Origin of the sequence: Allocoleopsis sp. (genome assembly GCF_036703385.1) — a bacterium.
Classification (GTDB): Bacteria; Cyanobacteriota; Cyanobacteriia; order Cyanobacteriales; family Coleofasciculaceae; genus Allocoleopsis.
The window spans coordinates 1-5762 of the sequence record NZ_DATNPA010000391.1; the positions used below are offsets into that span (position 1 = coordinate 1).

The 5762-nt window shown below is 47.0% G+C and carries 8 protein-coding genes; 2 read left to right on the plus strand and 6 right to left on the minus strand.

The genetic code is table 11. The features are described from left to right. Positions 1–203: 203 nt before the first annotated feature. On the minus strand, positions 204–407 hold the full coding sequence (locus V6C93_RS38785; RefSeq protein ID WP_414644210.1) for a P63C domain-containing protein: 204 nt from the start codon (positions 405–407) through the stop codon (positions 204–206). Positions 408–550: 143 nt separating this feature from the next. On the opposite strand from V6C93_RS38785, the gene V6C93_RS19355 reads away from it, so the two are divergent. Next, positions 551–802 carry a UPF0175 family protein gene (locus tag V6C93_RS19355; protein WP_333478303.1) on the plus strand — a complete coding sequence of 84 codons (252 nt, stop codon included), beginning with the start codon at positions 551–553 and terminating at the stop codon, positions 800–802. Continuing rightward, positions 795–1283 (plus strand): DUF3368 domain-containing protein, encoded by a 489-nt coding sequence (locus V6C93_RS19360; RefSeq protein WP_333478304.1) that lies wholly within the window; start codon positions 795–797, stop codon positions 1281–1283. The genes V6C93_RS19355 and V6C93_RS19360 overlap by 8 nt, the downstream gene beginning before the upstream one ends. A 34-nt stretch (positions 1284–1317) precedes the next feature. Here the strand turns inward: V6C93_RS19360 and V6C93_RS19365 are convergent, their stop codons facing one another. The 5 genes from V6C93_RS19365 to V6C93_RS19385 form a co-directional block, all read right to left on the minus strand. Then, entirely contained in the window at positions 1318–1881 is a 564-nt protein-coding gene (locus V6C93_RS19365) for a Uma2 family endonuclease (RefSeq protein WP_333478305.1), read from the minus strand. After that, positions 1878–2153, minus strand: a complete 276-nt coding sequence (locus V6C93_RS19370) for a TIGR02450 family Trp-rich protein (protein WP_333478306.1) — start codon at positions 2151–2153, stop codon at positions 1878–1880. Before V6C93_RS19370 ends, V6C93_RS19365 begins: the two co-directional genes overlap by 4 nt. A gap of 35 nt (positions 2154–2188) precedes the next feature. After that, a complete protein-coding gene (locus tag V6C93_RS19375) occupies positions 2189–2794 on the minus strand; it encodes a rhomboid family intramembrane serine protease (RefSeq protein ID WP_333478307.1) in 606 nt (201 codons plus the stop codon). 172 nt (positions 2795–2966) lie between these two features. Beyond that, positions 2967–4997 carry a S9 family peptidase gene (locus tag V6C93_RS19380; protein WP_333478308.1) on the minus strand — a complete coding sequence of 677 codons (2031 nt, stop codon included), beginning with the start codon at positions 4995–4997 and terminating at the stop codon, positions 2967–2969. A gap of 231 nt (positions 4998–5228) precedes the next feature. Continuing rightward, positions 5229–5762 (minus strand): sucrase ferredoxin (locus tag V6C93_RS19385; RefSeq protein ID WP_333478309.1); only part of this gene is annotated, 534 nt, incomplete at its 5' end.

A 5762-nucleotide genomic window follows, 5' to 3' on the forward strand; every position in this document is an offset into this window, starting at 1 on the left:
TCAAATCCGGTTAAATGACCATAAAACCTTTAGGGGGCGGGTTTATCAGTATCTCAGATACGTAGTGAAGATTCTCGTGAACCCGCCCCTACGATAATCTGGTGGTTCAAACGGATTTGATATCACTCCTCTTGCAAAAGAAGTGAGCGTCCCTTGTAGCAGTGATGTTTATACAAGCTCTACTCACTTATCTATATCTAAATCTAACTTGAGTTGATTTGTCTTCTTAAAAGCTCTTTTGAAGTTTTCCTTGAAATCATCAGACTATCTGAAAGCTGCATTACAGTTATTAGCTTTGTCAGATGCCGCTCTAGATGAGAAATTCCTATATTCTCATTAAGGTGTTGATGATGCTTATGCTTCCGTCTACCATTTTCATTAATCGGATTTTTAGTTTTGTAACCTATCTGTTAAAAGTCAATTTTCTCCCGCTAAGGGATGTGATCGCGCTTCGCACACTGCACTCCTGTGATCGCCTTTTTGGGACAGCTTGGCAGAATGCGATCGCGTCCAAGGGATATGCTAGAGAAACTAGAGGTCAAATCTTGCAATGTACGAAATCACATTATCTGTGCCAGAAGAAACGGCGCTAGCTCTTAACCTCACTCCCGAAAAACTCACCGAGGAAGTGCTTTTGGCAGCAGCCGTCAAACTTTATGAATTAGGCCGACTCTCCTCTGGAGCAGCCGCTAATCTAGCAGGAATACCGCGAGTTGTATTTTTGTCAAAGCTAGCCGAATACGGTGTCGATACCTTCCGCTTAACTGAGGCAGAACTGGCAGAAGATTTAGCGAATGCCTGAAGTTATTACCGACACTTCACCAATCCAGTACCTCTACCAAACCAATTTACTTGGCCTACTCCCCACTCTGTACGGTCAAATCATCCTGCCACAGGCAGTTGCCGATGAGTTGGCTCAAGGTCAATCTCAAGGCGTGGCACTCCCCGATCCAGCCTCACTTTCATGGCTTACCATCCGTCCCGTGCAAGAATCAGTACAAGTGCTATCTGTGCCTGAGCTTGGTGCAGGTGAGCGGGAGGCACTAACCCTGGCATTAGAGATTCCGGACTCTCTAGTTTTGCTTGATGATGCTCTTGCCAGACGTTACGCTCGTCAGCTAAACATCATTTTCACAGGAACTCTTGGTGTAATTCTCAAAGCTAAGCAATCTGGATACATAGAGACAGTAGCATCAGTCCTTGATCAACTTGATGCGCTTCGCTTTCGTCTCGATCCCGCTACTCGCGCAACCGTGCTGAGACTTGCCGAAGAATCATCCTGAGTCACAGCAATCTTAATAGCTCACAGTACTACCATTAGCCTTCCATCTTAAGCCATCCAAAAACCTGACTTACTGTTAACTCTAGTTCAATCTCCTCTAGTACAAATAATTGATTGCTCCCTTGCATCAGTACAGGTTGCTGACCCGGCAAAAATACCAGTATGCTGCGATCATCGGGGTCAAGAAACCAACCTAATCGGCATCCATACTGTAGACAGTAGAGAATATTACCAATTACCTTATTAGGTTTCTGTTCAGGGGAAAGAATCTCAATTGTCCAGTCTGGAGGCAGTTTAAAATCATCAGGCACTTCTCCATCTGCATTGAAAGGAATGCGATGCCAGTGAAACATCGCTACATCGGGGACAATTGACCGACTACCAAAGCTACACCGCAATTCGGGAAAAGCGTAGGCAATCTTAGCATCCTCAGTCACTTGGTTAACGGCAGCACAAAGTTTGCCTTGCAAGCGACTGTGTCTCCCCTTTGGCATCGGCTTCTGGATAATTTCACCGTCAATGTATTCGCTAGCTGGTTTCGTTTCAGGGAGTTTTAGAAACTCATCCAGCGTAAGGGGTTTGGAGGCTGAAACGGTCATTGGAGCACCTCCATCTCCTTCATTTCTTCCTCTTCTTCCTCCTTCATTTCTTCCAGAGATTGCCAACCTGCTTGCCATAGGGAAGGGTTTTTCAATTGTTTGGCATTGAGCCAAAAACGGACATTGGGGTCGCAGGATGCAACCATTTCGGCAAAGACTAAATCCCCCTGGTTCTTGCGGTTAACGACCTGAAAGTGTCGCCAGCCCCAGGTTTTTTGCCTGGATGTCCATTTGGAACCCACGAGGTAAGGGAATTTTTGCTTTTTCGGCATTCCTAAATCCAGGGCTTAATGTTTGTTAACACTTTTTATGATAGTTTCTTCCGCGCCAGGAGGCGTGCGGCGATCACACCGCCGATAAAGCCAAATAAGTGGCCTTCCCAGGATATTCCGGGTCGCGTTGGCAACACGCCCCATATCGTACTCCCGTAGAGGAAGCCGACGACGAGGGAGAGCAAGATTGAGGGAAAGTTGCGTTCAAAATAGCCACGCAGAAGCAAAAAGCCCAGGTAACCGAAGATCAGACCACTCGCACCAACGTGAATAGAGTTCGGTGAACCAAATACCCAAGTCCCTAAGCCACTGACCAGCATGGTAATGGCGGTAACCACAAAAAAGTCGCTGGTCTCTTGCAACATGACGAACCAACCCAAAACCAAAAAGGGGATGGTGTTGGCAATCAGGTGACCCAAACCGCCGTGAAGAAAAGGGGCAAACAGGATGCCACGAAGACCAATTATGTGATGTGGTGCAATCCCGTAGACATTGAGTGCCCCACCTAGAACTAAATCTATAATCCCTATAACCCAGATGGTGGCAACGAATCCACCTAGGATTTTGCCTTGGCTTTTCAATTCACGAGCGATCGCTTGTGTTTCGGTGCGGATGATGGCTTTTCTGTCTTCCCTGCTCATAGCTTTGCCTCTGGGATAGCCGTTTTTTTGATGTGTGTGGATGTTTCCAGATTAGCAAGTTCAGCTAGGGCAATTGGTCAATTCTTGTAGGGGAATAAAGGGTGTTCCGTCGGTGTGTTACGGCTTCGCCTAACACACCCTACAGCTAAATGATCATATTTTTTTAGGTTTTCTAGGCTCTATTTCCTAGATTCTCGATCGCAACGGGTTCAATTGCATCAGCGGGTTCAAATCCGAAGACACGGGAGTAGAAGTAAAACTCACCATCTAAGGTACGTTTGATATTCTCGGCACGGCGGAATCCGTGTTGTTCTCCCTCATAAGCGACATAAGCTACGGGCAATCCTTTCGCTTTCAAGGCTTCAACCATCATCTCTGCCTGGTTAGGCGGTACAACTTTATCTTCTAATCCTTGGAAGAAAATAACAGGACAAGAAAGTTGGTCTGTGAAGTGAATGGGCGATCGCTTTTCATACAAATCTTTGCGTTCCGGGTAAGGGCCAATTAACCCATCCAGGTAGCGTGCCTCAAATTTATGGGTATCCCTCGCCAATACCTCCAAATCACTGACACCGTAGTAACTGGCACCCGCCTTAAAGACATCCCGGAAAGTAAGGGCGGCTAAGGTTGTGTAGCCTCCTGCACTGCCCCCTGCGATCGCCAATCGCTCAGCATCCACTAATCCTTGTTCGGCAAGATACTTGGCAGCATTGGCGCAATCGTCCACATCCACGATCCCCCAATTATCTTTGAGCCGTTGACGATAGTCTCGTCCGTATCCCGTGCTACCCCCATAGTTAACATCGACAAAGGCAAAGCCGCGACTAGTCCAGTATTGAATTTTCAAGTTAAATGCACTGGAGGTCGAAGCGGTTGGCCCCCCATGACTTTTGACAATCAGGGGTGGCTTTTCCCCAGCAGGTGCCGTGTAGTCCTTGTTTTGCGGTGGATAGAAAAAGGCGTAGGCGGTAAGACCATTTTCGGTTGGGAATGCGATCGCCTGCGGTGTGGAGAGATATCCTGTATCTATCTCTAACTCACTTGATCGCCGCAGCACTTCCACCTGTCGCGTTGCCAAATCCATCTGAACAACTGCCGTCGGTTCCGTTGCTGAACCCGCCATGAATACAGCCCGACCGTTTGCCGCATGAATGGATGAAATATCAGTGTAAGGCGTCTCGATGACTTCGAGCTGTTTCGTTTGTGTATTCAGACTTGCCAAGTACCAAATACCGTCTTGGGTGTAAGTACAAATAATGCGATGCGCCGACTCAACGGCATAGGTAGACATGCCAAACACCCACTGGGGAAGACCAAACTCAGCTTCCATCTCACACAACGGTTCAATCTCTCCTACTGCCTTACCAAGGGGAGGTTGAGCTACTTCCTCTCGCCCCCCCTTATCAAGGGGGGGTTGGGGGGGGTGCCAACGGTAAAGATTCCACCAACCCGTGCGGTCAGAAACAAAGTACAATACACCATCCGGCGACCACTCTGGCTGAAAGACTGACTCCTCCACGCCCCCAGCTACTAGCTGGGGTTCACCTAATAAACCATCGGCTTGAATCGGAGCAACCCAGAGTTGAGTCCCATCCCAAGGCATATTCGGATGATTCCAACTTAGCCATGCTAACTGAGTGCGATCGCAACTTAGACGCGGCGAGGAGTAGAAGTCACTCCCAGAGGCTAGCACTTGGATATGTTCACCATTCTCCAAGTTGAGGCTGACCAGAGTGTTCGTGGGTTCATGACCGCCTGCGGTGTGGTCTTCGCATACGCAAATAATCCGCCCCCGTTCTGTGTCAATCACCGCATCCGCATAGCGCAGATTCCCCCCTGACTCTTTAGAAATGGGTTGGGGTTCTTGTAGAGCCGATGCGCCTGTGATCACTCTCTTATAGATGCGTTGATCGGCAAAGTTGGAGAAGTAAATTATGCCGTCTTTAACGGTGAAAGAACCACCACCATACTCATGAACGCGGGTACGAACATTGAAGGGAAGTGGCGTCACATCAGTAATGGTGCCATCGAGTGTTCGTCGTGCGATCGCATTCCGCCCCCCTTCAGCAGGCCGCCCCTCACTCCAGTAAACATCATCTCCATCCAGGGCAATGCCGCCTAACCCAATTGTGCCAGCAACAATTAGGTCAGCTGTAATAGGCGATTTCCAGGAACCATAGGGGGAAATGTGCGGTGGAACCATCAGTACTCCTTGTTTTTCAGCGACTCGATACATTTTAATTGGGATATTTCCACCTTTGAGGGCGTCACTTCTGGTTTTAGATGAGAAGTTTCGGGGTTTGGGGGAGAAATTTCTCAGTTTGGGATAGATTTCCTGGACTCGTTTGCCGTGATTTCAACTCTATAGAAATTTCCAAGATTTAGATAATGACAACAATTTAATTGTCTTAACAAAAACAGAAGTTAATCTCCATTACCCTGCTATCTTTTCTGAATAAAAAAGAGCATTTTGCAAAGGTTCATCATAAATACATAAATTAAGGTCTTTTAATGAATAATTAACAATATTTGACTCTTTAAGAGTGTTACAAGAACCTGCGATTTGCAGTATTTGGCGTTGATTTCTTCTAATTTCAGCCTGATAAGTATATATAGAACCATCCGGTTTTTCCAAGGTAATCTCACCTTGGCTGACATTATTATCTGAATTCGGTTCGAGCATTCTGCCTGCAACTTTGTAGTTAAACCAATCCCATCCGTAGCTCAGAATCAGTTCTCTTTCCATAATCTGAAGGGGTATGGGTAAAAGTCCCCAGCCTCGATATACTCGATTCAAACATTTGATATTCCCAGTTCGCATCAAAATAAACCTGAATGATTCGGCATCGAGGACACCGTAATATCTGCCTTCGGGTAAATCGATAATTGTCGGTGCAGATCGATGTCCCCCAAAGTGCCGAGATTTCCAAATACGAATATTGCTTAACGATAACTCAGCAACGGTAGC

Bases quoted from the DNA above. Each gene is read 5' to 3' on its own strand.
- V6C93_RS19355 (WP_333478303.1), top strand. From the start codon at position 551: ATGTACGAAATCACATTATCTGTGCCAGAAGAAACGGCGCTAGCTCTT.
- V6C93_RS19360 (WP_333478304.1), top strand. From the start codon at position 795: ATGCCTGAAGTTATTACCGACACTTCACCAATCCAGTACCTCTACCAA.
- V6C93_RS19365 (WP_333478305.1), bottom strand. From the start codon at position 1,881: ATGACCGTTTCAGCCTCCAAACCCCTTACGCTGGATGAGTTTCTAAAA.
- V6C93_RS19370 (WP_333478306.1), bottom strand. From the start codon at position 2,153: ATGCCGAAAAAGCAAAAATTCCCTTACCTCGTGGGTTCCAAATGGACA.
- V6C93_RS19375 (WP_333478307.1), bottom strand. From the start codon at position 2,794: ATGAGCAGGGAAGACAGAAAAGCCATCATCCGCACCGAAACACAAGCG.
- V6C93_RS19380 (WP_333478308.1), bottom strand. From the start codon at position 4,997: ATGGTTCCACCGCACATTTCCCCCTATGGTTCCTGGAAATCGCCTATT.